At 60.8% G+C, this 20359-nt stretch carries 22 protein-coding genes and 1 riboswitch; of the genes, 9 read left to right on the top strand and 13 right to left on the bottom strand.

Annotated features, from left to right (window positions below):
• Nucleotide 1 precedes the first annotated feature (1 nt).
• The 3 genes from AC4CWH_RS17805 to AC4CWH_RS17795 form a co-directional block, all read right to left on the bottom strand.
• Nucleotides 2-796, bottom strand: a complete 795-nt coding sequence (locus AC4CWH_RS17805; RefSeq protein ID WP_491319753.1) for an ABC transporter permease — start codon at nt 794-796, stop codon at nt 2-4.
• Nucleotides 793-1818, bottom strand: a complete 1026-nt coding sequence (locus tag AC4CWH_RS17800; protein WP_491319752.1) for an ABC transporter ATP-binding protein — start codon at nt 1816-1818, stop codon at nt 793-795. Before AC4CWH_RS17800 ends, AC4CWH_RS17805 begins: the two co-directional genes overlap by 4 nt.
• Nucleotides 1819-1958: 140 nt before the next feature.
• On the bottom strand, nt 1959-4055 hold the full coding sequence (locus AC4CWH_RS17795; RefSeq protein WP_491319751.1) for a M3 family metallopeptidase: 2097 nt from the start codon (nt 4053-4055) through the stop codon (nt 1959-1961).
• A gap of 173 nt (nt 4056-4228) precedes the next feature.
• Here AC4CWH_RS17795 and AC4CWH_RS17790 point away from each other — a divergent pair, with 173 nt between their 5' ends.
• The 3 genes from AC4CWH_RS17790 to AC4CWH_RS17780 all read left to right on the top strand — a co-directional run bounded on the left by AC4CWH_RS17790 (nt 4229) and on the right by AC4CWH_RS17780 (nt 6393).
• Nucleotides 4229-4651, top strand: a complete 423-nt coding sequence (locus AC4CWH_RS17790) for a hypothetical protein (protein ID WP_491319750.1) — start codon at nt 4229-4231, stop codon at nt 4649-4651.
• Nucleotides 4652-4714: 63 nt separating this feature from the next.
• Nucleotides 4715-5188, top strand: a complete 474-nt coding sequence (locus AC4CWH_RS17785; RefSeq protein WP_491319749.1) for a MarR family winged helix-turn-helix transcriptional regulator — start codon at nt 4715-4717, stop codon at nt 5186-5188.
• Nucleotides 5188-6393 carry a multidrug effflux MFS transporter gene (locus tag AC4CWH_RS17780; protein ID WP_491321468.1) on the top strand — a complete coding sequence of 402 codons (1206 nt, stop codon included), beginning with the start codon at nt 5188-5190 and terminating at the stop codon, nt 6391-6393. Before AC4CWH_RS17785 ends, AC4CWH_RS17780 begins: the two co-directional genes overlap by 1 nt.
• A 61-nt stretch (nt 6394-6454) precedes the next feature.
• On the opposite strand, the gene AC4CWH_RS17775 is transcribed toward AC4CWH_RS17780, so the two are convergent.
• The 3 genes from AC4CWH_RS17775 to AC4CWH_RS17765 all read right to left on the bottom strand — a co-directional run bounded on the left by AC4CWH_RS17775 (nt 6455) and on the right by AC4CWH_RS17765 (nt 8330).
• Nucleotides 6455-7678 carry an argininosuccinate synthase gene (locus AC4CWH_RS17775; protein WP_491319748.1) on the bottom strand — a complete coding sequence of 408 codons (1224 nt, stop codon included), beginning with the start codon at nt 7676-7678 and terminating at the stop codon, nt 6455-6457.
• A 111-nt stretch (nt 7679-7789) separates the two neighbouring features.
• Nucleotides 7790-8092, bottom strand: a complete 303-nt coding sequence (locus AC4CWH_RS17770; RefSeq protein ID WP_491319747.1) for a type II toxin-antitoxin system RelE/ParE family toxin — start codon at nt 8090-8092, stop codon at nt 7790-7792.
• A complete protein-coding gene (locus AC4CWH_RS17765) occupies nt 8082-8330 on the bottom strand; it encodes a type II toxin-antitoxin system ParD family antitoxin (protein WP_491319746.1) in 249 nt (82 codons plus the stop codon). The genes AC4CWH_RS17770 and AC4CWH_RS17765 overlap by 11 nt, the downstream gene beginning before the upstream one ends.
• 95 nt (nt 8331-8425) lie before the next feature.
• Between AC4CWH_RS17765 and AC4CWH_RS17760 the strand changes: the two genes are divergently transcribed.
• Both AC4CWH_RS17760 and AC4CWH_RS17755 read left to right on the top strand, forming a co-directional pair.
• Nucleotides 8426-9286, top strand: a complete 861-nt coding sequence (locus tag AC4CWH_RS17760; protein WP_491319745.1) for an SDR family NAD(P)-dependent oxidoreductase — start codon at nt 8426-8428, stop codon at nt 9284-9286.
• A gap of 74 nt (nt 9287-9360) precedes the next feature.
• On the top strand, nt 9361-10002 hold the full coding sequence (locus AC4CWH_RS17755) for a LysE family translocator (RefSeq protein WP_491321467.1): 642 nt from the start codon (nt 9361-9363) through the stop codon (nt 10000-10002).
• Nucleotides 10003-10042: 40 nt separating this feature from the next.
• Here AC4CWH_RS17755 and rlmN read toward each other — a convergent pair whose 3' ends face one another.
• The 6 genes from rlmN to AC4CWH_RS17725 all read right to left on the bottom strand — a co-directional run bounded on the left by rlmN (nt 10043) and on the right by AC4CWH_RS17725 (nt 14387).
• Nucleotides 10043-11287, bottom strand: a complete 1245-nt coding sequence (gene rlmN / locus AC4CWH_RS17750; RefSeq protein WP_491283372.1) for a dual-specificity RNA methyltransferase RlmN — start codon at nt 11285-11287, stop codon at nt 10043-10045.
• Between the two features lie 219 nt (nt 11288-11506).
• Nucleotides 11507-12016: an invasion associated locus B family protein gene (locus tag AC4CWH_RS17745; RefSeq protein ID WP_491283371.1), complete on the bottom strand. Its 510-nt coding sequence runs from the start codon at nt 12014-12016 to the stop codon at nt 11507-11509.
• A gap of 268 nt (nt 12017-12284) precedes the next feature.
• Nucleotides 12285-12689, bottom strand: a complete 405-nt coding sequence (locus AC4CWH_RS17740; protein ID WP_491283370.1) for a YkvA family protein — start codon at nt 12687-12689, stop codon at nt 12285-12287.
• A 71-nt stretch (nt 12690-12760) separates the two neighbouring features.
• On the bottom strand, nt 12761-13063 hold the full coding sequence (locus tag AC4CWH_RS17735; protein ID WP_491319744.1) for a 4a-hydroxytetrahydrobiopterin dehydratase: 303 nt from the start codon (nt 13061-13063) through the stop codon (nt 12761-12763).
• A gap of 9 nt (nt 13064-13072) precedes the next feature.
• Nucleotides 13073-13660 (bottom strand): RNA 2',3'-cyclic phosphodiesterase, encoded by a 588-nt coding sequence (thpR, locus tag AC4CWH_RS17730; protein ID WP_491283368.1) that lies wholly within the window; start codon nt 13658-13660, stop codon nt 13073-13075.
• Nucleotides 13661-13748: 88 nt separating this feature from the next.
• Nucleotides 13749-14387, bottom strand: a complete 639-nt coding sequence (locus AC4CWH_RS17725; RefSeq protein ID WP_491319743.1) for an arylesterase — start codon at nt 14385-14387, stop codon at nt 13749-13751.
• An 87-nt stretch (nt 14388-14474) separates the two neighbouring features.
• Between AC4CWH_RS17725 and AC4CWH_RS17720 the strand changes: the two genes are divergently transcribed.
• From AC4CWH_RS17720 to AC4CWH_RS17705, 4 genes are all read left to right on the top strand, one after another.
• Nucleotides 14475-15185, top strand: coding sequence for an ABC transporter ATP-binding protein (locus tag AC4CWH_RS17720; protein ID WP_491319742.1), 711 nt, complete (start codon nt 14475-14477; stop codon nt 15183-15185).
• Nucleotides 15185-17728 carry an ABC transporter permease gene (locus AC4CWH_RS17715; protein WP_491321466.1) on the top strand — a complete coding sequence of 848 codons (2544 nt, stop codon included), beginning with the start codon at nt 15185-15187 and terminating at the stop codon, nt 17726-17728. Before AC4CWH_RS17720 ends, AC4CWH_RS17715 begins: the two co-directional genes overlap by 1 nt.
• A 186-nt stretch (nt 17729-17914) precedes the next feature.
• Nucleotides 17915-18658, top strand: a complete 744-nt coding sequence (locus tag AC4CWH_RS17710; protein ID WP_491319741.1) for a Bax inhibitor-1/YccA family protein — start codon at nt 17915-17917, stop codon at nt 18656-18658.
• Between the two features lie 139 nt (nt 18659-18797).
• Complete coding sequence (locus tag AC4CWH_RS17705; RefSeq protein WP_491319740.1) at nt 18798-19355, top strand: GNAT family N-acetyltransferase; 558 nt, start codon at nt 18798-18800, stop codon at nt 19353-19355.
• 52 nt (nt 19356-19407) lie between these two features.
• On the opposite strand, the gene AC4CWH_RS17700 is transcribed toward AC4CWH_RS17705, so the two are convergent.
• A complete protein-coding gene (locus tag AC4CWH_RS17700) occupies nt 19408-19797 on the bottom strand; it encodes a DUF2794 domain-containing protein (protein ID WP_491319739.1) in 390 nt (129 codons plus the stop codon).
• A 356-nt stretch (nt 19798-20153) separates the two neighbouring features.
• Nucleotides 20154-20277: riboswitch (TPP riboswitch) on the top strand.
• Nucleotides 20278-20359: the final 82 nt, after the last annotated feature.

Raw genomic sequence — 20359 nt, 5'->3', positions numbered from 1 at the left:
TTCAGCCTCCCTGTACCACGACCTGACGGCAGGCCCGCAACCAGACGACCGTGACAGCCAGCGCCAGCGCGGCCACCCAGCCAAGCCCGATCAGCAGATGCTGTACCGACCAGAAAAGATCGTGCTGCCCGAGATAGACCGCCATCGGATGATAGGTGATCCAGGAAAACGGCAGTGCCCGGGCAACCTCCGCAAGGCCGCCGGGAAAAAACCAGATTGGCACCAGCCCGCCAGAGAGCACCGCCAGAATGCCGCGCATGAACCATTCCAGCGAATGGGCATCAAACACCCAGAAGGAAAAAAGCCCGACAAGCATGGCCGTCAGCATGACGATGACGACGGAGACGGCGAGATAGCCGACAAAAAGCAGGGCATGCGGCAGGCTTGCCGGCGGCTGCAGGCCGTAGACCAGTCCCATGATGACAATCACCGGCACGGATATGAACAGCCAGTCAAACAGGCGCGTGCCCAGCTGTTCCGCCATCAGCATCATCGGGTAGCTTGCCGGGCGCAGCAGCGACGAGCCGATGGCACCTGTGCGGATCGTGGTGCCGATATCGCGCACGATCATCGTGGCATCCCAACTCGACAACAGCGTGCCGCCGATCAGCGCATAGGCAATCATCTGGCCGATGGAGATGCCGTCCACCGCGCCGCGTCCGGCATAGACCGCATGCCAGATGGAAATGCGGGCGAGGATCTCGATGAGCGTACCGACGATGCGCATCATCATTTGCGATCGATGATGGGCTTCCCGGCGAAAGGACGCGGAAACCAGGGCAAGGAAGGCGCTCATGCCGGCACCGCTGGTCTGCCAGTCACCGGCGCCGGGGCCGACGCCTTTGCCTGATAATGCGTGCGGATGACCTCCTCGATGCTCGGCTCATGCAGGCGCACATCGCGCACATCGCTGGATGCCTCGAGCGCTGCGAGCAATTGCACCAGCGAGCGGCCATCGTCTTCGAGCAGAAATTCGCGCAGCAACCCTTCGCCGCCGGATGGCTTTGCACCGACAAGCCGCACCTCACCCGGATCGCCTGAAAATTCCAGCGTCAACCGTCGCCTTGCGCCAAAGGATTTTCGCAAAGCCGGAAGCGTGCCATCAAACAGCAGCCTGCCCTCATCCACCATGATCAGCCGCGGGCAGATTTCCTCGATATCCTGCAGGTCATGGGTGGTGAGAATGATCGTGGTGCCGCGCTCGCGGTTGATGCGCGACAGAAATTTTCGCACCACGTCCTTGGCGACCACATCGAGCCCAATTGTGGGCTCGTCGAGAAACAGGATTTTCGGATCATGCATCAGCGCCATGGCGATTTCGGCGCGCATGCGCTGGCCAAGGCTTAAGTGACGCACAGGCCGCTCGATGAAGGAGGAAAGCTCCATCATGTCGCTGAGCGCCGCACGGTTCTTGGAAAACAACGCATCCGGCACCCGGTAAAGCCTACGGTGCAGCTCGAAACTATCTGAGAGCGGCAGGTCCCACCAGAGCTGCGTGCGCTGGCCGAAGACCACCCCGATATCGCGCGCGTTGGCAACGCGCTCCTGCTGCGGCTTTCGCCCGAGCACGGTGACCTCGCCGGCGCTCGGCGTCAGGATGCCCGTCAGCATCTTGATCATTGTGGATTTGCCGGCACCGTTCGGCCCGAGATAACCGACGGCTTCACCGGCTGCGATGGAGAAGGTGATATCGGCGACCGCATGCACGGGCCGTGTCACCGGCGCCACAAAGCTGCGGATGACGCCGAGAATACCCGGCTGCGACACGCGCTGTTGAAAGACCTTGCCGACGCCTTCAGCGCTGATGATGGCAGCCATGGGAACCTCCGCGGGAGAAGATCTCCCCGTAGGAGAGTCGCATGAAGCTTATGCGACAGAACCATGGTCGACACGACAGTTGTTTTGATGCCAGCCATGCCGGAACGGAATGGCTGGCACACAGTCAGATGGAGAGAGCCTTACGCATCCCCGCCGGAAAGCTCGGTTACCATGCCAAGACCCTTTTTCTTCAGCATGGCCGCCGGATCGGGCAGCTTGCCGCGGAAGGCGGTATAGGCTTGCCCCGGATCGATGGAGCCGCCGACCGAATAGATGTTGTTCTTCAGCTTGCGGGCCATGACCGGATCGAACGCATTGCCGCTTTCCTCGAAGGCGGCAAAGGCGTCGGCATCGAGCACCTCTGACCACATGTAGGAATAATAGCCGGCCGAATAACCATCACCTGAAAACACGTGCTGGAAATGCGGCGTGGCGTGACGCATGACGATGGAGGACGGCATGCCGATGCCCGCGAGCACATCGGCCTGCACCGCCATCGGATCGTCCACCGGTTCAGCGCGGGTGTGAAACGCCATGTCGACCAGCGCCGACGAGGTGAATTCCACCGTATTGAACCCGGCATTGAAGGTGCGGGCGGCCAGAACCTTGTCGAGCAGCGCCTTCGGCATGGGTTCGCCGGTCTGATAATGCACCGCGTATTTCGTCAGGATTTCCGGCACCGTCAGCCAGTGTTCGTAAAGCTGCGAGGGCAGTTCGACGAAATCGCGCGAGACGCCGGTGCCGGCAACCGAGGGGTAGGTCACATCCGACAGCATGCCATGCAGCCCGTGGCCGAATTCGTGAAACAGCGTACGGGCATCATCGAGCGACAGGAGCGCCGGTTTGCCAGCAGCAGGTTTTGCAAAGTTGCAGACATTGTAGATGATTGGCAGCTCGCCTTCCGCGCCGTTCTTCAGCGTCAGCTTGTGCTGGCTCTGGAACGAACTCATCCAGGCGCCGGAGCGCTTGGAGGAGCGCGCAAAATAATCGCCGAGGAACATCGCTTTCAGCGTGCCATCGCCATCGCGCACTTCGAACACGCGCACATCCGGATGATAGGCGGCGACACCCTTCAATTCGGCAATCGTGACGCCGAACAGGCGGTTTGCCACATCAAAGCAGGCCTCGATGATCTTTTCGAGCTGGAGATAAGGCTTCAGTTCGGATTCGGAGAAGTCGAACATCCGCTCGCGCAGCTTTTCGGCATAATAACGCCAGTCCCAGGGGGCGACCGAATGATTGGCGCCTTCTTCGGCAATCAGGCCGGCAAGGCTTCCTTCCTCTTCCAAAGCCTTGGCGCGGGCCTTCGTCCACACTCTCATCAGCAGATCGTTCACCGCCGACGGTGTCTTTGCCATCGTGTCATCGAGCTTGTAGGCCGCAAAGCTGTCATAACCGAGAAGCTTTGCCTTTTCGGCGCGCAGCGACAGCGTTTCGCGCACGATGGCGATGTTATCGGTCGCGCCGCCATTGTCACCGCGCTTCACCCAGGCCTGGAACGCCTGCTCGCGCAGGTCGCGACGGCTGGAAAAGGTCAGGAACGGTTCGATGATCGAGCGTGACAGGGTGACGGCATAGGCGCCTTCGGCCTCGCCCCGGTCGCGCGCGGCAGAAGCCATCGCGTCCCGCAGGAAAGCCGGCAGGCCTTCGAGGTCTTCGTCAGCCGTCAGGATCAGCGACCAGGCCTTTTCATCCGACAGCACATTCTGGCCGAACTGGGCGCCAAGGCTTGCCAGCGTCTCGTTGATCTTGGCCAGTCGTTCCTGCTGATCCGTGGAAAGTTTTGCGCCAGCGCGCACAAAACCCTTCCAGTGCCGTTCCAGCACGCGCGTCTGCTCAACCGTGAGCCCCAGCGTATCGCGCGCCTGCCACAGGGCATCAACGCGAGCAAAGAGCGCCACATTCATCGCGATGCGCGAGTAATGACGAGACATCTTTGGCGCGATGTCGCGTTCCAGGGACTGGATCACGTCATTGGTGTGGGCGCCGGCCTTGTTCCAGAACAATGCGGAAATACGCGACAGTTCATCGCCGGCGATTTCCAGCGCCACGATGGTGTTGTCAAAATCAGGTGCTTGCGAGTTTTCAGAAATCTCTTTGATTTCAGTATCATGCAGTGCAAGCGCCGCATCGAAGCCGGCCGCAAAATCCTCGTCCCGCACCGCTTCGAACAGCGGCAGGTTGTGAACCCCGTTCCACGTCACGAGCGCCGGATTGATCGTCATATGCACTGTCATCTCATTATCCTCGATCATTTTTCAGAAAGCACCATTCCAGCAGGGGAAGATGGCGGGTCTATGAAGGTGCCCATCGCTCAACTACAAGAAGTATTAGCTGATTATTAATAATTGACGCCCTGCAACCATTCGTTATTTTCTGCAACCATATCCGATGAGCGTGGATAGTGTCCGTGGAAATCACTTCCTACAACTGGTCCGGAAGCTTGCTTCAACAAGAGCAGGGTTTCAATACCAGACAAGACAAACAGCAGTTTATCCCGAGGCCGGAAACGCAGCGCGTATTCGAACGGCCCGGTGCTGCCTCGCGTGACATAGACTTCTCCGCCATCTCTCCACGTCTTCTGCGTGAACTTGCCTTGCAGAGATATATTTCCGGCACCATAGAACAAGACGTCTACATCGCTCTTGCCCAGGAATTGCCAATCGAGGCCGTCGATTCCGCCGGCCGCGTTCTCGATCTCTCCGGCGTGACCGACGATACGGAGTTCGACTTCCAGGATTATTTCCGCCACCAGCACGAGTTGGCGCAGGTCCTCGGCGACGAAGACAAGGCGCTGACCTTCTCATCGGTGCTCGATTTCATCGACGCCTGATCCGTTTCCGGTTGCCTCGCCCGGGAAAGATAGTAAGGGTGCCTTAGCAACGGTCAAGGCATCATGGCTCCAGACGCGGACATTCACAGATTAGGTTTTCTTTTGACCGATGGCGCGCGCCTTCTGCGCGGCGCGTTCGAACGCCGCATTGCCGAAGCAGGGCTGGGCGTGACGCCCGCCGAAGCCCGCACCCTTCTCAACATCCATGCCCTGAAAGATTGCCGCCAGCTGGACATCGCCGCCCGCATGGGGATCGAGCCGATGACGGTCTGCACCTTTCTCGATAAGCTGCAGGGCCTTGGCCTGATCGAACGCCAGCCGGACCCGAGTGACCGGCGCGCCAAGCGCGTGACGCTGACACCGGCCTCCGGCCCGTTGATCCTCGCCATCCGCACGGAACTGGACGCCGTGATCGACATGGCAACTGCCGGCATGGCGCCAGAAGAAGCAGCTGCGCTCTGCCGGACACTTGATCGCATTAACGCCAACCTGCAGGCGGACGCCACCCCTCTCCCAGAGGCTCCCGAGTGTCTGTAATGCATCCGAAGCCCGCCGCCGCCCACCGCATGAGCGAGCGCCGCACCACCTTTCTCGGCGCTCTCCTGACGACGCTCGGGCCGATCTCGATGGCGATCTATACACCAGCCATGCCGGAGCTTGTGCGCGCGTTTGGCACGACGGAAGCGGCCATCAAGCTCAGCCTGTCGATGTTCTTTGCCGGTTTTGCACTGGCGCAGCTGGTGGCGGGGCCGCTGTCAGATGCGCTGGGCCGCAAGGCCGCAACGCTGATTTTCCTCGCCATCTATCTGGCAGGCTCGACGCTTGCCGTGCTTGCGCCCTCGGTGGAATTCATTCTGGCGGCGCGCCTCATCCAGGGCATCGGGGCCTCCGTCGGTGTCGTGGTCGGACGGGCCATCGTGCGCGATCTCTTCGTCGGTCCGGAGGCGGCCCGCATCCTCAACACGATCGGCATATTCCTGGCGGTTGGCCCCGCCATGGGGCCGACGCTTGGCGGGCTGACGCTTGCCGCCTTCAACTGGCATGCGGTCTTTCTGCTGATGGTTGGCTTCGGCATCCTTGCCGGGCTTTGCACCCTCATCTTCCTGCGTGAAACCGTGAAGCCGGATCTTGCCCGGCTGCAGCCGGCCCGGCTTCTCAGCGCCTATGGCGAGGTGGCCGGCAACCTGCAGTTCCTCGCCGCCTGCGTGGTTCTCGCCGGCACCGTCGGCGCGCTTTATGCGCAGGCGACCATGCTGCCCTTCGTGCTGATCAACAAGGTGGGCCTTTCGCCGACGCAGTTTGGTGTGGGCATGCTGATGCAATCCGGCTTTTACCTGCTCGGCTCGCTCACCCTGAAACTTGTCGTCAAGCGCCTTGGCGGTCCGCGGGCGGCACTGACCGGCATCAGTCTGTGCGGCATCGGCGGAATTATCATGGCGCTTTCGGTCGCTTTCGTGCCACCGTTCTTCCTGTCGATCATGGGCCCGGTTGCCATCTGCACCTTCGGCCTTGCCTTCCTAACACCGCATGTGATCACCGTCAGCATGGCGCCCTTCCCGCATATCGCAGGCTCAGCCTCGGCCATGACCGGCTTCATCCAGATGACGGCGGGTTTTATTGGTGGCATTGCAGCCGCTGGCATCGGCGATCCGCTGACCGCCTTCGGCACGATCATCCCGATCATGGAGCTGTCGGCCGTGGCAGGCTTCATCTGGCTGCATTGGCTGGCGCGGCGCGCCTGAAACGGCCACGAAAAAACCCGCCTGCCGAAGCAGACGGGTCTGATGTCGTCAGAAGATAGGATTACTTGCCGAGATTGCGCTTGGCGAGCGTGCGCAGGCGAAGGGCATTGAGCTTGATGAAGCCGGCCGCATCCTTCTGGTCATAGGCGCCCTGATCGTCTTCAAAGGTGACGAGCTGGTCGGAATAGAGCGACTTCGAGGATTCGCGGCCGATGACCATGACATTGCCCTTGTAGAGCTTCAGCGTCACTTCGCCTTCCACATGCTCCTGGCTCTTGTCGATCATCGCCTGCAGCATTTCGCGCTCCGGCGAGAACCAGAAGCCATAATAGATAAGCTCCGCATAACGCGGCATCAGCTCATCCTTCAGGTGGGCGGCACCCCGGTCGAGCGTGATCGATTCAATGGCGCGGTGGGCGGTGAGCAGAATGGTGCCGCCGGGGGTCTCATAGACGCCGCGCGACTTCATGCCGACAAAACGGTTTTCGACGAGATCGAGACGGCCGATGCCGTTGTCGCGGCCATAGGTGTTCAGCTCGGCCAGCAGCGTTGCCGGGCTCATGCGCACGCCGTTGATGGAGACGGCATCGCCTTTTTCAAAACCGACCTTGATGATGGTCGCCTTGTCCGGAGCAGCTTCCGGGGAAATCGTGCGCATATGCACATATTCCGGTGCCTCGACGGACGGATCTTCGAGAACCTTGCCCTCAGACGAGGAATGCAGAAGGTTGGCGTCAACGGAGAACGGCGCCTCGCCCTTCTTGTCCTTGGCGACGGGGATCTGGTTTTCTTCGGCAAAGGCCAGAAGGTCGGTGCGGCTCTTGAAGGCCCAGTCGCGCCACGGCGCGATGATCTTGATATCCGGGTTCAGCGCATAGGCCGAGAGTTCGAAACGAACCTGGTCATTGCCCTTGCCGGTCGCGCCATGAGCAATCGCATCGGCGCCGGTCTTCTTGGCGATATCGATCAGGTGCTTGGAGATCAGCGGACGGGCAATCGACGTGCCGAGCAGGTAGACGCCTTCATAGACAGCGTTGGCGCGGAACATCGGGAAGACGAAATCGCGCACGAATTCCTCGCGCACGTCCTCGATGAAGATTTCCTTGATGCCGAGCATTTCGGCCTTCTTGCGCGCCGGCTCCAGCTCTTCGCCCTGGCCGAGATCGGCGGTGAAGGTGACGACTTCGGCGCCGAGTTCGGTCTGAAGCCATTTCAGGATGATCGAGGTGTCGAGACCGCCGGAATAGGCGAGAACGACTTTCTTCACGTCTTTGGGGAGAGCCATGGCAATGAGTTCCGTCTGGAAGGGCGGGCCGAAAACCCGCCTGAGATCTTGAATGGCGGCACTTTTAGCGAGTTTACCGCGCGACGCAAGGGCGGGGCCGGCGCCAAAATGTCAGAGATGGCGGCCGATATTCATGCGGCGGTGGAGGATGCGGATGATTTCGATCCTGCGCCCACGCTCAACATGAATGATGAAATGGGAACCGCAGGCAAGGCTCAGATACCCAAGCTTTATGCCATTGATAGGTCGACCTTTGCGATCGCCTTTTGCCAGGCTCTCGAAAGCCTCGATCAGATTTCCGTAGTAGGCATCGGCTTGCGCTCGGGACCATTTTTGAAAGCTGAAACGCCAGATGTCTTCCAAGTCTCTCTCGGCCTTGGGCGAGAGACGATAGGTGGGCGGGTCAGGCGCCATATTTGCGATGCATTCGCTCGAGAAACCGTTCCGGATCAAAAGGCTGCGGTTCGCCCGACGCCTCCCCTTCGTCTATTGCGGCGCGGATGGCAGCAAGGCCTTCCTCCTCCTGCTCGCGCAACAGCTCAAGCGCTGCGGCAACCACATCGGATTCCGAGGCGTAGTCGCCGGCGCTGACCTTGTGGCTGATGAACTGCGCCAGTTCCTCATCGACGGTGATCGTTGCAACCCTGCCCATGCCTTGTCCTCATATTGCCGCGTCGTGTTGACGACATAGGGCCACGATACCATATGCCGCACGTCGTTAGAAGAAACGCATCGAGGAGTTCGGCCATGATCCTTCAGCACCCGGCACTGGCAAAGGGCCATGTAGCCGTCGTTACCGGCGCCGCCTCCGGCATCGGCCTTGCAGCGGCAAAGGCTTTTGCCCGCCAAGGTCTTTGCGTGGTTCTTGTCGATCTCGAAGGTGACCGGCTGGCGCAGGCGGCCATCGATGTGGCAGCCCTTTCCGAAAACGGCGAGGCTGATGTAGTGGCAATTGGCGCAGATGTCTCCCGCCTCGATGAGCTGGAAGCGCTGGAGCGCGCCGTCATCCAGCGGTTCGGACGCGTCCATGTGCTGATGAACAATGCCGGCATCCAGCCGGGTAGCGCGCTGTTTGGCCCGCAGGTGAACTGGGAGAGCGTGCTTGCCGTCAACCTGATGGGCGTGATCAACGGCACGCGCACCTTTGGCCCCGGCATGGTCGCCCATCGTGATCCGGCCCTCATCATCAACACCGGCTCCAAGCAGGGCATCACCACGCCGCCCGGCGATCCCGCCTATAATGTCGCAAAGGCTGGCGTGAAAGCCTTCACCGAGGCGCTGCAGCATGATCTGCGCAACACCGAAGGCGCCAATGTGACAGCACACCTGCTGATTCCCGGTTTTGTCTATACCGGGCTCACCGCCAATGGCCGCACCGAAAAGCCGGATGCTGCCTGGACACCGGAGCAGACGGTGGATTTCATGCTGGAAAGCCTTGGGCGAGGCGATTTCTACATCCTCTGCCCCGACAATGACGTGGACCGGGCGCTCGACGAAAAGCGCATTGCCTGGGCCGCCGGCGACATCATCGAAAACCGCCCGCCGCTGTCACGCTGGCACAAGGATTATGCGGACGCCTTCAAGGCGCATCTCGAACAGGGCCACTGATTGGCAAGCACCACGAAGCCGGATAAGGAGGAGTGATCCGCCTCGTCCGGCTTTCTCCATCCTCGGTGCCCGTCATGGACTTCATCCCAAGCCTTGCCATCATCCTCGCCTTCAGCGTGGCGATCCTTGCGCTGGCGCTGACACCCGGTCCTGACATGACGCTGTGGATCAGCCGCTCGCTGCGCGACGGGCGCGCAACCGCCCTGATGGTGCTTGCCGGCACCAGCTTCGGCATCGCCATCCACACGATCCTGGTGGCGTTTGGCATTTCCGCACTGATCATTGCCTCCCCCGCCGCCTTCACCATGCTGAAGACGGGCGGCGCGGCCTATCTCCTGTGGCTCGCCGTGCAGGCGATCCGACATGGCTCCAATTTCGTGGTGAAGGCCGATGGTGCCGCACAGGCGTCGCGCACCGGCGCGTTCGTCAACGGGCTTTGGGTGAACCTCCTCAACCCGAAGGTCATCATCTTCTTCATGACTTTCCTGCCGCAGTTCGTCACGGCAGACGATCCGCATGTCACGGGCAAGCTGATGTTTCTGGGAATATGGTCGATCATTCTGTCGCTGCCGATTGGCATCGGCATCATCTACGGCGCAGCCTTTCTGTCAGGCTGGCTGCAGAACAACAGAAAGGTGCTGCGCGGCATCGACTACAGCTTTGCCGGCATCTTTTCGATCTTTGCCGTCAAGATCCTGATGACGCAGGCGAAGTGACGGCCGCGGGCCGTCATACCCGCCACGCCGTCATCAACAATCAATCGTCGTCTTCGCCATGGCCGGCGATCATCATCGCCTCGAAGGCCAGACGTTCCGTCTTGCGCATGCGTTCCGATTCCGATTTCAGCTGGCCGCAGGCCGCCAGAATGTCGCGTCCGCGCGGCGTACGGATCGGCGAGGCATAGCCTGCCTGATTGATGAAATCGGCGAATTTCTCGATCGTTGCCCAGTCGGAGCACTGGTAATTGGTGCCCGGCCACGGGTTGAAGGGTATGAGGTTGATCTTGGCCGGCACGCCCTTCAACAGCTTGATCAGTTCCTTGGCGTCTTCCAGGCTGTCGTTCACATCCTTCAGCATCACATATTCGAAGGTGATGCGGCGTGCATTGGAAAGCCCCGGATAATTCCGGCAGGCTTCGATCAGGTCCTTCAGCGGATATTTTTTGTTGATCGGCACCAGCATGTCGCGCAACTCATCGCGCACCGCATGCAGCGAAATCGCCAGCATCACGCCGATCTCATCACCGGTGCGGAAGATTTCCGGCACGACGCCGGAGGTGGAAAGCGTAACGCGACGCCTGGACAAGGACAGGCCATCGCCGTCGGTTGCGATCAGCAGCGCGGTCTTGACGCTTTCGAAATTGTAGAGCGGCTCGCCCATGCCCATCATCACGACATTGGTGACCTTGCGGTCCCCCGTCGGCACGAAAGCGCCGGGCGGCGTATCGGCACCGGGGAAATCGCCCAGCCGATCCCGCGCCAGAAGAAGCTGCGCCAGAATTTCTTCCGCCGTCAGGTTGCGCACCAGCCGCTGCGTGCCGGTGTGGCAGAAGGAACAGGTGAGCGAACAGCCGACCTGGCTTGAGATGCACAGCGTGCCGCGACCTTCTTCCGGAATATAGACGGTTTCGATCTCGACGGGGCGGCCGGCGCCGCGCGGCGGAAAACGCAACAGCCATTTGCGGGTGCCATCATTGGACACCTGCTCCTCGACGATCTCGGGCCGGGCGATGGTGAAATGCTTTTTCAGCATCTCGCGCATGTCTTTCGCCACATTGGTCATGGCATCGAAATCGGAGACACCGCGAATATAAAGCCAGTGCCAAAGCTGACTGACGCGCATGCGCACCTGCTTTGCGGTGACGCCTTTTTCCATCAACGCCTTGGCCATCTCCTCGCGCGTGAGGCCGATCAGCGACGGCTTTTCAGACATCAGCTCCGGACGCGCCACCAAAGGCTGCTTTACGCTGTCTGCCATGACGATGGCTTCGGAAACAGACATGCTCATGATCCCATTCGAACGGCTGCGCATCGCGGCGCGTCGGCACCGGGGGCAGATCCATGATCTCTTCGTGTGAAATGCGTATGCGGCCCGCCATGCGCAAGGCATCGGCCACATCTTGGCGGGCCATGTATCATCAAAAGCGGCGCGCGTCACCACCTGACGCAAAAAGGCCGGCCCTGCGGCCAGCCTTCGTTCGTTTCTTGCAGCCGGAAAGGCTTACTTGCAGGTTTCGATCTTCTTCAGCGCCTGCGAGATGCCGGCCAGCGAATAGGAATAGTTGGTGGCGGTGCCGCGCAGCGATGTTGCCTTGACCGTCATGCTGGAACCCGTCTTCATGGCCGCCACAAGCGCCGGCTCTTCGGCGGCATTTTCCACCCAGGCGGCCTTGTCCTTGACGAACATGACGAAATTCTTCTTGTCGATGGTCACGTTGACCTTCGAGTCCGCCTTCAGCGTATAACCCATCATCGCCTGCGGCTCGTAGGAAATGTTCTGGCCGGGGCGCTGGGAGATGATGAAGAAGACATCGCCGTGATCGACGCTGGCGGGCTCCTTCGTGGTGGGCACTGACAGCACGTAGCAAACAGTGCTGTTGCCGGACTTGTAGGAATAGGCGCCCCAGTTCTTGAACTGCTCGATACGGGTCGGAGCGGGTGCCTGCGCGGACGCAAACGCTGCGCTGGCGAGCAGAAGGGTCGACGCGATGGCGATCTGTCTTACAAACATTGTGTCCTGCCAGTTTTCTCATTCAACGGCCGACCGGGCGGCGAAAGGCCTGATATGGTCGAGATCCGTTCGACTTTGACTTAATTTCGGTTACCAAATCGTCAACGGGGATGGATAGTGTATCTGAAGAGGCTTGCTGACGGCGAAACGCAGGCTGCGCCCTGTCAAGGCGGCAGGATATAGGCCTGCGGTTCTTCAGTCTGAAAAGTCAATGAACCGAGAATTCGGGCAAGAGTTGGGCCGGCTCCAAACAAGAACCACCTGGCCGTCAGCCGGCGGCAGGTTCTGCTCCGGTGCTGCCGAGATCCTCATGGGAAAGCGCGCGGTCGGCCGCCTCGTAATGGCTGTCGTTGATATAGGCCTGAACCATCCGGAAAGCGGCCGCCAGAACCGCCACATCGTCGGTAAAGCCGACCATCAGGAACATGTCGGGCACCAGATCGATCGGCAGAACAAAATAGCCAAGCGCCGCCAGCAGCACGCCGCGCACCCGAAGCGGCGTCTTCGGGTCCATCGCGCAATAATAGGCCGCCACCAGATCTCGGCTGAACGGCACATAACGGACGGCACGCTTCAACGTCGGCCAGAATTTGGCACGGATACGCTTTTCCTGCTTTGCCTGGGTTTCTTCATCGCCCGGCGCAAGGATTTCTCCGATCTTGACGTCGTCCATGGCGGCCTCCCTCTCGGTTGCGAACCAAGACCATATGGGCCTGCAGCCAGTCGAGTTCAATCACGGTCGCGTCAATTGCGGTGCGCAGCGGCCTTGTCGAACATGCGTGCCAGCTTGAAATCGCGCTCACTCAGCCCGCCGCAGTCATGGGTCGTCAGCCGCACCGATACGGTCGCGTAGACATTTTTCCATTCCGGATGATGATCGAGTTTTTCCGCACACAACGCGCATTCTGTCATGAATCCAAAAGCCTCGCGGAAATTGCGGAAGGTGAAATCCCGAAGAATGGCGTCTCCGCCGGGCGCAAGCACCCATCCCTCCAATGTCGAGAGGCTCGCGGCAATCGCGGCCGGATCCAGCTTTCCGTCGCGCATCGCAAACCCTCAGTAGAGCGTCTTTTCCGACTGATAATCATGGGCGGCATAGGAAGAGCGGCTTTCCTGCAGCGGAAAGATCTCTTCGGTCAGATAGGGGCCACCGCCGACCGATTCCTTCGAGGACATCAGCACGAAGCGCCCGACCATGAAGGGAAGCGTGTGAAAATTGCCGCGTCCGGAAAGGTAATGCACCACATCCTCCACCCGCGCCGAGCGCAGGCGGGCAAGCGTGACATGCGGTGTGAACTTGCGAGGATCCGGTGGCAGGCCGATGCGCTGGCAGATGCGCTCTATTTCGCCCTGCAGCGCATTCAGTTCCGGCGAGGCAGACACGCCGGCCCAGACCGAATGCGGCTTCTTTGACCCGAAGGCGCCGATGCCGCTGAGGCTGATCTGGAATTCTTCCCGGTCGATACGATCGAGACGGTTGACGATCTCGTCGGCGGTTCGCCCGTCGACGTCGCCGATAAAGCGCAACGTGATGTGATAATTCTCGACATCGATCCAGCGTGCACCAGGCAGACCACCACGCAGCAAAGACAGGCTCATGGCAGCATTACGCGGGATTTCGAGGGCGGTGAAAAGTCTCGGCATAGCGAACCTCCTCGAATCTCATAGCGAATACCGGTAGCGGAACATGCAAAGCCGCTCGGCGCAAGCATTGTTTTTCGCTATGCAGCAATCAATTCACAGGCTTGATTGCTGAAAGGAAACTTTCCACTGCAGGCAGCGAGCGCTCCACCATCACCTGAACGCCCTTGGCATTCGGGTGCATACCGTCTTCCAGTTGCAAGCCCTGCTGCGTCACAACACCGTCGAGGAAGAACGGATAAAGCGGAATTCCGTGCTTTGACGCCAGCCTTGTATAGATGCCGTTATAGCGATCGCCATAAGCGCCGCCCATGTTCGGCGGGGCAATCATGCCGGCCAGCAGCACGGGAATGTTGCGTGCTTTCAGGCGGGTGATGATCGCATCAAGATTCTTTTCCGTCTCGGCCGGCGCAATACCGCGCAGGGCATCATTGGCACCTAGTTCGAGGATGACGCCATCGGTGCCATCGGGAACCGACCAGTCGACGCGCGACAGGCCGGCCGCCGTCGTGTCGCCGGAAACCCCGGCATTGGCGATTGCGACGTCATGCCCCTTGGCCTTCAGCGCCTTTTCCAGCTGCGCCGTGTAGCTTTCCGACGGCGGCAACTGGTAGCCGGCCATCAGGCTGTCACCGAAGCCGACGAGCTGGAGGGTTTTTGCCTGTACTGAGCCGGCAAGGGCAAGGCCGGCGATGACAATCACGTGAAGCAGTGCCGCTTTGAATTTCATGGGGCCATCCCTAGATTGTGCTGGTCCGCCGCACTGCGGCAAACGTATCTGTAACTGTTCATTTCCGCCAATATAGGGTGCTTTGCCGTGACTGAAACCATCATCGCATTGAAGAAGGCGGATCTGACCCTTGGGAATGCGGCCGCCTCCGTGCATGTGCTGAAGGGCATCGATCTCGATATCCGCAGGGGCGAGGCGGTCGGCATCGTCGGCCCGTCCGGCTCCGGCAAGTCGACGCTGCTGATGGTTCTGGCCGGGCTTGAACGGCTCGACAGCGGCGAAATCACCATTCGTGACACGCCGCTTCATGCGCTGAGCGAAGATGCGCTGGCCGATTTTCGCGGCAAGAACATCGGCATCGTCTTCCAGTCCTTCCACCTCATCGCCAACATGACCGCGCTTGAAAACGTGGCCGTGCCGCTGGAACTGGCCAATGTGAAAAACGCCTTTGACATTGCCCGCGCTGAACTGACAGCCGTCGGCCTTGGCGAAAGGCTCTCCCATTACCCCGGCCAGCTGTCGGGCGGAGAACAGCAGCGTGTGGCGATTGCCCGGGCGCTTGCCCCATCGCCCGCCGTGCTGATTGCCGATGAACCCACCGGCAATCTCGACACCGAGACCGGACGCCAGATCGCCGATCTTCTGTTTGCCAAACAGGCCGAGCGCGGCATGACGCTGCTGCTGGTGACGCATGACAATGCGCTTGCCGCCCGCTGCACCCGCCAGATCCGCGTCCGCTCCGGTGAGATCGCAACCGACAGCGCAATGTCGGCCTCACCTGCGGCGGCCTTTGCATGATGGCCGTGACGTTTTCCCGCCTCTCGATTGCGCTTAAACTTGCCCTGCGCGAACTGCGCGGCGGCCTTTCCGGCTTCTACATTTTCCTCGCCTGCATCGCGCTTGGCACCGGCGCCATTGCCGCCGTCAATTCCGTCTCGCGCGCCATCACCGGCGCCATTGCAACGCAAGGACAGGCGCTGCTGGCCGGCGATGTCCGCTTTGAACTCAACAACCGCGAGGCGACGCCGGACGAACGGGCCTTCTTGGACGGCTTGGGCCAGGTTGCCGTATCGACCGGCCTGCGGTCCATGGCCCGCCTGCCTGATGGCTCGCAGCAGGCGCTGGTCGAGGCCAAGGCCGTCGATGGCGCCTACCCTCTCTACGGTACGCTGGTGACCGAACCCGCCCGGCCGCTGCCGGACCTTCTCAGCGAAGAGGCGAATGTCTATGGCGCCATCGCCGCACCGCTGCTTCTGGAACGCCTGGGCGTAAAAGTCGGTGACGAGATGCTGCTGGGCACGGCCCGCATCCGCATCACGGCAACGCTGGTGACAGAGCCGGACGCGCTTTCGGAAGGATTTGGTTTTGCGCCGCGGCTGATGCTGAGCCGCGATGCCCTTGCCGCTTCCGGCCTCGTGCAGACCGGAAGCCTTGTCGAACATGCTTACAAGATCAAGCTGGAGCGCCCCTCGACGCGCTCCGGGCTCGCAGCGATTGCCAACAAACAGTTTCCCTCTGCCGGTTGGTCCATCCGCACGGCAGACCGCGCCGCCCCGTCGCTCACCGAAAATGTCGACCGCTTCTCACAGTTCCTGACGCTTGTCGGGCTGACCGCCCTCATCGTCGGCGGTGTCGGCGTTGCCAATGCGGTGCGCGCCTTTCTCGATGCCAAGCGCACCACCATCGCCACCTTCAAATGCCTTGGCGCGCCGGCCTTTGTCGTCACGCTCATCTACCTGTTCCAGATCCTGCTGATCGGCGCTGTCGGCATCGCGATCGGCCTGGTGATCGGGGCGATTGCGCCATTCGTGGCGCTGGGTTTCCTGCGCGACGTGCTGCCGGTGCCGGCGGAAACGGCGTTTTATCCGTCAGCGCTGGGCCTTGCAGCACTTTTCGGCTTCCTCACAACCTTTGCCTTTGCCGTGTTGCCGCTCGGCCATGCCCGCGACGTGCCGGCAACGGCCCTCTTTCGCGAACAGAGCTTCGACCAGACGGGCCTGCCTTCCTGGCCGTATCTGCTGGCCGGTGGCGGGGCGCTTGCAGCGCTTGCCGCCCTTGCCATCTTCTCCTCCGAAGAACGTTATATCGCGGTGGTCTTCCTCGGGGCTGTCGCCGTCGCCTTCGTGCTCCTGCGCTTCGTGGCAGCCGGCATTGCCGCCCTTGCCCGCCGTAGCCCGCGCGTCAATTCGCCGGCGCTCCGGCTTGCCATCGGCAATATCCACCGTCCAGGTGCGCTGACGCCCTCCGTGGTGCTATCGCTCGGCCTGGGTCTTGCACTTCTCGTGACGCTGGCGCTGATCGACGGAAACCTGCGCCGGCAACTGTCGGGCACGATGATGGAGCAGGCGCCGAACTTCTTTTTCGTCGACATCCAGGGCAGCGAGCGCGATGGTTTCGTCAACATCCTGAAACAGCAGGCGCCGCAGGGCGAGATCACCCAGGTGCCGATGCTGCGTGGACGCATCCTCTCCTTCAACGGACAGGATGTCAGCCAGATGAACGTGCCGCCAGGCGGACGCTGGGTGCTGCGCGGCGACCGTGGCATTACCTATGACGAAAAACTGCCGGCCAATGCGACGATTACCCAAGGAGAATGGTGGCCGGAAAACTATAGCGGCGAACCGCTCGTGTCCTTTTCCGCAGAAGAGGCCGGCGAACTTGGCCTGAAGATCGGCGACACGGTGACGGTCAACGTGCTTGGCCGCAACATTACAGCGCGCATCGCCAATTTCCGCCAGATCGAGTGGCGCTCGCTGTCGATCAATTTCGTCATGGTGTTTTCGCCCAATACGTTCCGGGGTGCGCCGCATGCCTGGCTTGCGACGCTGACCGACCCCAGCGCCACGCCGGCGCAAGAGGGTGCGATCCTGCGCACGGTCACCAATGCCTATCCGACCATTACCAGCGTGCGGGTGAAGGATGCACTCGACATTGCCGAGCAGTTGATGGGACAGCTCGCAACCGCCATTCGTGCGGCCGCAGCCGTTGCCCTTATCGCCTCGGTGCTGGTGCTGGCGGGGGCACTTGCTTCCGGCAACCGGGCGCGAACCCATGATGCGGTGATCCTGAAGACGCTCGGCGGCACACGGCGCATGCTGATGCGCGCCTTTGCTTATGAATACATGATCCTGGGTTTTGCCACGGCCGTCTTTGCGCTGTGTGCCGGAAGCGGTGCGGCCTGGTTCGTTGTGGCCCGCATCATGAAGCTGCCGGCAACCTTCCTGCCTGACGTTGCCATTTTTACACTGATCGCAGCGCTGGTGCTGACGGTTGGCATCGGCCTTGCCGGCACATGGCGGATTCTTGGCCAGAAGGCGGCACCGGTGCTGCGCGAACTTTAAGGGCACAGCCCTTGCACGTCGCCGGGCGGATTAAATTTTCGTCACCTTGCCGAATCGGGCGGCGGGTACTTGAACGAAAAGCCATATGTCCGCATATTTACAACAGGCTTGCTGAGCTTCGCAGCGGCGCCAGAGATGGATACCATCCGGACACCGTAGCAACACCGAAGCTTTGAGAGGACGAATATGTCTGACTATAACTTCCAGAACCGCGCTGCCCAGGCACGTGCGGGTTCTGCCGAAATGATCGACCAGGGCCTTCGCACCTATATGCTGAAGGTCTACAACCTGATGGCGCTTGGTCTTCTGATCACCGGCCTTGCCTCGTTCGGCACCTGGCAGCTTGCTGTCGATAACGGCCAGCTGACGGCTCTTGGTACCGCGCTTTATGCCAGCCCCCTGCGCTGGGTGGTGATGCTGGCGCCGCTCGGAATGGTCTTTTTCCTGAGCTACCGCATCAACAAGATGAGCGTTGCCGCAGCCCAGACCGCCTTCTGGGTCTATGCCGGCCTGATGGGCCTGTCGCTGTCCTCGATCTTCCTGGTCTATACCGGCCAGAGCATCGTGCAGACCTTCTTCGTGACGGCTGCCTCCTTCGGCGCCCTGTCGCTGTACGGCTACACCACGAAGCGTGACCTGACGGCCATGGGCTCGTTCCTGATCATGGGTCTCTTCGGCCTGATCATCGCCTCTGTCGTTAACATCTTCCTTGCTTCGTCGGCCCTGTCCTTTGCGGTTTCGGTGCTCGGCGTGCTGATCTTTGCTGGCCTCACCGCCTATGACACGCAGAAGATCAAGGAAATGTATTTCGATGGCGACGATGCAGCCGTCATGGGCCGCAAGGCGATCATGGGCGCGCTGACGCTCTATCTCGACTTTATCAACCTGTTCATGTTCATGCTGCAGTTCCTGGGCAACCGGAACAACTAAGCAGTCAGCAACAGACAATCGGAAGGCGGCTCTCACGGGCCGCCTTTTTTGTTGCCCGGCAGGGGAAAGACCAGCATCTTGCAACGCGATAGCCGGCATCTTACTGTCGCTCAGTCTTACCAGAACCGGCAGTGTTTTCATGTCCTTGCGCCTGCGCGACGTTACCCTCTCCGACATTTCCGCCATCACCTCCATCTACCGCGACAGCGTGCTGCACGGCACGGCAAGTTATGAACTGGTGGCTCCCGACGAGGCTGAAATGCGCGCGCGTTTCGAGGCGGTGACCGAAAAGGGTTATCCCTATATCGCCGCCGAAGACGAGGCCGGCAGATTGCTCGGTTATGCCTATGCCTCCGCCTTCCGCACCCGCCCTGCTTATCGCTGGCTGGTGGAGGATTCGATCTATCTGGCACCGGAGGCCCGAGGCCGCGGCGTCGGCAAGGCGCTGCTGGCCGAGCTGATCACGCGCTCGACAGCGCTCGGCTTTCGCCAGATGGCAGCCGTCATCGGCGGCGCAAGCCCGGCATCCGTTGCACTTCACACAGCGCTGGGTTTTGCCATGGTTGGCACGATGAAAGGCACCGGTTACAAGCACGGCGCATGGCTGGACACGATCTTCATGCAGCGGGATCTCGGCGAGGGCAACACAAGCGATCCGGACGCCGAGACTTATCCCGGCACGCTGTTCAAGGGCTGATCAGCACCAGTCTCCCATCGGGCAGTACCCTGCCCTGCCTACGCGAAAAAAATCAATCGACGAGCTTCAGCACCTTGTCGAACACTTTCAGCACCTGCGGCAGCTCATGGCCGCGCTTCAGGATCATGCCATGGGTGTTGAGGACGCTGAACGCACCCTGTTTTCCGGCAAGCTTCGGGTTCTTCTCGATGCGGTAAAGCGGCATTTCGCCCGAACGCTTGAAGATCGAAAACACCGCCTTGTCCTTGAGGTGATCGATCGCATAATCCTTCCACTCACCCTCTCCGACCATGCGGCCGTAGATACGCAGGATCGCATCCAGCTCACGCCGGTGGAAGGTGATGGGGATCGGATCGCTGTTCTGGCGGTACTGGTTAAGTTCAACGACCACGGCCCCTTCAGGGGTGCGGTCGCGTCCGTAAACATCTGGCTGATCGGTCATCAATGCTCCCAACGCCATGTAACACTGGAATGACAGTGTGCCTCAGCCGGCGAAAAAATCAACCCGACTGCGCGCAAATGGCAGAAGCACCTCGCGCTGCCGCTGCCCCGACAATTCTCCTTTTCTGCCCGATTTCGGACAAAACCCTGCCGAAATTGGTGCGCAAGTTCACACTCGACAGTTGGCGCGGTGCGCCATTTGGCCCGGCTGGACGTGTTGACCTTACCCCCAGCCCCCCAACATCTTCGGCCGGGCCTCCCCTCCTCCCCCAAGAACGATCGAGCCGCACGCACCCGAAGGCATAGAGGCCTTACGGCTGTGTGTTGACATGCCGACGATCTTTGCCGACACTCCCTCGCATTCACCAGGGGGGTCCCGCCAAGGGGCTGAGATACTGCTGGGCTTTTAAAAAAGCAGCGCAGTGACCCGTTGAACCTGATCCAGTTCATACTGGCGTAGGGACGGTGCGCGCTGCAGATGCCACAAATCCTGTCTTGCAGGATCGCGGCAGGCGTTTCTCCATCTTTCCGGCTGACATGACTGGGTCTCCAACCCTTGGAGC

It is taken from the genome of Neorhizobium sp. PAMB6716 (assembly GCF_058242805.1).
This window is presented reverse-complemented; position numbering and strand designations above follow the sequence as displayed.